This is a genomic window from Ilumatobacter sp. (assembly GCF_041688325.1).
GTDB lineage: Bacteria > Actinomycetota > Acidimicrobiia > Acidimicrobiales > Ilumatobacteraceae > Ilumatobacter_A.
In genome coordinates this window covers 1-3,799 of record NZ_JBDNIJ010000383.1, presented here as the reverse complement: position 1 = coordinate 3,799, position 3,799 = coordinate 1, and the positions used below count along the sequence as shown (strand labels likewise).

The following is a 3,799-nucleotide window of genomic DNA, read 5'->3' as shown; positions in this document are numbered from 1 at the left end:
GCAGAGATCATCCAGCGTGCTGGTGGGCCGTGGCTCATCTCGGTCGCTGCTGCGGATCAGGTTCTCGATGAAAGCGTCTCGCCCAACTGGGGCTTCCGCTTCCAGAACACCAATCAGCAGGCGATTGACGTGACTGCGGATCTTCTCTTCAAAGAAGGGAACACCGTGGGAATCTTCTACTCAGCTGAAGGGTACGGCCAGTCGAATCTCGACTCAATGAAGACGACTGCAGAAGCACGTGGGCAAGAGATTGCCTCCGAGGAAGGCTTCGAGCCCGGGACACCGGACCTCACGTCAGCCGTGCGACGGATGAAGGACGCCGGAGTCAACTCTGTCTTCATCGCCGTCAGCAACGGCTCCGACATTGCATCGCTCATGCGGGCGATGGAGCAGGTCGGTTTCGAGCCCGAGACCAAGATCGCAACGCAGACGATCTTGACCGAGTTCGCAGAGCTCACCACCCCTGAACAGCGAGCGGGAATCGTGATTCCCGACCCTCGTGATCTGACCGGTGCTGCATACACCGGCCTGATGGAGATGTACGAGGAGACCTACGGCGAACCGGCACAACTCGGTGCGGCCGTGTTCCCGTCGTATTCGGCAGCGCTCGCATACGGACAGGCGGTTGCTGAAGTCGGTGATGCCACGGACTATGAAGCGGTGCGCTTGGCGCTGGAAGGTATTGCGGAGTTTGATGTCAACGGTCGGCTGTTCGAGACGCCCTTCGGCGCCACGGACCGGAGCCTTTACGACAGCGTCGCTTCGACGTGGTACCTCCATGAATTCGGCAAGAATGGTGAGATCGTCTCTCTCGGCCATCCTTCCTGATGTATCAATCGGTACTGCTCGGGGCGGTGACGGGACTCACGTTCTCGTTCGTCGCCCTGGGCTTCGTCCTCACGTTTATCACCACGAAAACACTGACCTTCGCGCTCGGTGAGTTCATGGCGATCGCCGGATTCGTGGCGCTCGCGCTGCTCTCCGTGTCGTGGATTCCAACATTCGTGGTGTTCGGCGTGGCGATTCTTGTGCCGGCTCTGCTCGGCGGCGTGACGTACCACGTCTTGGTGCGTCCGTTTGCCGGCGGGGGCGGGCACGACGTGCGTTGGCTGCTCACCACGGTGGCGCTCTCGTTCGTCCTCCTCAACTTGCTGACGAACAGCAGGGGAGCCCGGGTGCAGGCCCTCGACATGCCGTCTGCAACGGGATTCGCCACGTTGGTCGGTGTGACGTTCAGCCGGCAGCTGCTACTCATCGCCGTACTGGCCGTCCTCGTTGTCGCTGCGGCTGCAGTCATCCTGGCAAAGACATCGATCGGAGTGAAGATGCGGGCAGTCTCCGAGGACCCCGAAATGGCATCGTTGGCCGGAATTTCGCCACGCGCCGTTGCCATCGGTACCTGGATTGCCGCCATGGCGGTGGCCGGGCTCGTCGGTGTGCTGTGGTCCAGCTACGCGGGATTGTCGCCCCGGATGGGGCTGGCGCTCTTGATCGGGGCGTTCGCTGTGGCAGTGATCGGCGGCCTGACGTCGGTGCCCGGCGTCCTCGTTGGCGGGCTGGTCTACGGCATCACCACGTACGTGACCGGTTATCGCTTCGGTGCAGCCTGGGGCGATGTCGCTGGTCTCGGCCTCGTCGTCTTGGTGTTGGTCTTTCGCCCCCAGGGCCTGCTGGGCCGTCACGTCGAGGTCAAGGTCTGATGGACACAGCGCTGGACAACACACCAATGACCAACACACCAATGCGCTGGGTCCAAGCACGAAGCGCCACGTTTTTCGTCCTCCTGGTCGCATCGGTGATGCTCCTCTTCACGTTGAGTTCGGACGGTCGAGATCTCGCTCGAACCCAAACGATCGGTCTGATGCTGGTCACGCTGGTCGCGGCCCTCGGACTGAACCTCTTGTCCGGCTATTCGGGTCTGATCTCGCTCGGCCAGGGTGCTTTCGTGGCACTTGGTGCCTACGGGGCGGCCTACTTACGTGCCGATTTCCACCTGCCATGGGCGGTTGCAGCCGTGCTCAGCCTGGTGATCTGCGGGATTTTCGGTGCTGGCATTGCGGTCGCAGCAGCGCGTCTCCACGGCCCGCAGTTAGCAATGGTCACACTCGTTTTCGCTGTCGTGGTTCATCGACTGCTGGTCGAGCTGCCACGGTTCGGACGACTGTCGGGCTATCCAAACCGGACCGACCATGACAGTTCTCTCGTGGACCCGCCCGAGATATTTGGCTATCGCTTCGAACCGCCGCTGTTCGGGGGCACTCGCCCGACGGTGATGTTCCTCGTCATCGGCGCTGCGGTCGTCGCCTTCCTGCTCTAACGCAACGTCGCCCAGAGCCCGTGGGGACGTTCTCTGCGTGCGATCCAGACCAGCGAAATCATGGCGAGCCAGGTCGGCATCAACGTCTCGCAGCGAAAGATCGCAGTGTCTGTGCTTGCTGCCGTCTTCGGAGGCGCAGGTGGCGTTCTCTACCTCCTTCTCTACGGGCACCTGCAGCCTGAGTCCTTCACACTCTTCCTCGGCGTGAATCTGCTCGTTGCCGTCATCCTCGGCGGTTCGGGCTCGCTGCTCGGACCTGTTGTGGGGGCGGTCGCGGTCGCGATGCTGTCTGATTCGTCGCTGCTTGACGACGTCGTGTCGCTGCAGGTGCGCTTCGTCAGCGATACCTGGTACCTCTCCGGGGAGGGCCTTGTCTCGCTGATCATGCTGTTTGTGCTCTTGGTGATGCCTCGCGGAATCTGGGGCACGGTCCCGAACCTTTTCGCGGCACGCCGCCGATCGCGATCTGTTCGAGCGATGTCGGCACGAGTTGACTCATCCGGGTTCATCGGCAATTCATCGGACGAGGATGTTTCCGGCACCGCCGGCACGGCTGCACTCGTGGCTCCAGATGGCGAATTCGCCACCGGAAGGCTGCTCCTCGAGGTAACTGATTACAGCAAACGCTTCGGCGGCAACCAGGCAGTTCACAACATGAACCTCATGGTCGCCAGCGGTGAGGTCCACGCCGTGATCGGTCCAAATGGGGCAGGCAAGTCCACGCTGGCCAATCTGATCTCCGGGCTGTACCGGTCTGACTCGGGACGGGCAGAACTCGCCGGGATCGAGATCCAAGAACTCCAGTCGTTCGAGATTTCGAGGATCGGCATCGGACGAACGTTCCAGACGCCGTTGATCGACCTGGAACGGCCGTGTCTCAGCAACGTGCTGCTCGGCGCGCCGGCGAGCGGTACTGGGTCGTTGTGGTCGGCAGCGCTGCGTTTGCGCTCCATCGCCCGGCAGGAGCGTGTTGACATTCAATGAGCAGGCGATCTGTTGACCATGGTCGTCCTGGCTGGTTGCGACGAGGTGCCAGCAGGCGACTTGTCCTACGGGCAGCAGCGTTCGCTCGAGATCGCTCGAGCCCTTGCTGGGTCGCCGCAGCTGGTCATCATGGATGAACCGGGTGCCGGCTTGAACCCGCACGAGCGGATGCGCCTGGCCGAGCTCATCAAGTCGATTCGGGCTGCCGGTGTTGCGGTCGTGCTCGTTGAGCACCACATGGATCTCGTCCGTTCCGTTGCAGACCGAGTCACCTGTATGGCTGAAGGAACCACCCTTGCAACCGGCAGTGTTGACGCAGTGCTTCAAGATTCTGCGGTGGTCGCCTCGTATCTGGGTAAGCCACGGCCGTCTACGACACATTCACATCGTGACGAGCGAGCGCTCGTCGGAGAGTCTGGACAAAATCAGTGACGGATCAACAGGGGTTGGAAGTCGTCAACATCACTGCTGGCAATGGTCGCGCGACCGTGCTGCACG

5 protein-coding genes and 1 pseudogene are annotated in these 3,799 nt (G+C 61.9%); all 6 read left to right on the top strand.

Annotated elements, in window-relative coordinates:
• A partial coding sequence (locus ACH2EI_RS19385) for an ABC transporter substrate-binding protein (RefSeq protein WP_395161219.1) occupies positions 1-828 on the top strand: 828 nt, incomplete at its 5' end.
• Positions 828-1,700: a branched-chain amino acid ABC transporter permease gene (locus ACH2EI_RS19380; protein ID WP_395161217.1), complete on the top strand. Its 873-nt coding sequence runs from the start codon at positions 828-830 to the stop codon at positions 1,698-1,700. The genes ACH2EI_RS19385 and ACH2EI_RS19380, both read left to right, overlap by 1 nt.
• Positions 1,700-2,317: a hypothetical protein gene (locus ACH2EI_RS19375; protein ID WP_395161215.1), complete on the top strand. Its 618-nt coding sequence runs from the start codon at positions 1,700-1,702 to the stop codon at positions 2,315-2,317. Before ACH2EI_RS19380 ends, ACH2EI_RS19375 begins: the two co-directional genes overlap by 1 nt.
• 21 nt (positions 2,318-2,338) lie before the next feature.
• Positions 2,339-2,602 (top strand): annotated as a pseudogene (locus ACH2EI_RS19370) (branched-chain amino acid ABC transporter permease); the annotation flags it as partial.
• The gene (locus ACH2EI_RS19365; RefSeq protein ID WP_395161221.1) at positions 2,600-3,301 is read left to right on the top strand and encodes an ATP-binding cassette domain-containing protein; all 702 of its coding nucleotides are present in this window, start codon (positions 2,600-2,602) and stop codon (positions 3,299-3,301) included. The pseudogene ACH2EI_RS19370 and the gene ACH2EI_RS19365, both read left to right, overlap by 3 nt.
• A gap of 18 nt (positions 3,302-3,319) precedes the next feature.
• Complete coding sequence (locus ACH2EI_RS19360) at positions 3,320-3,733, top strand: AAA family ATPase (RefSeq protein ID WP_395161213.1); 414 nt, start codon at positions 3,320-3,322, stop codon at positions 3,731-3,733.
• The last annotated feature ends 66 nt before the right edge of the window (positions 3,734-3,799 follow it).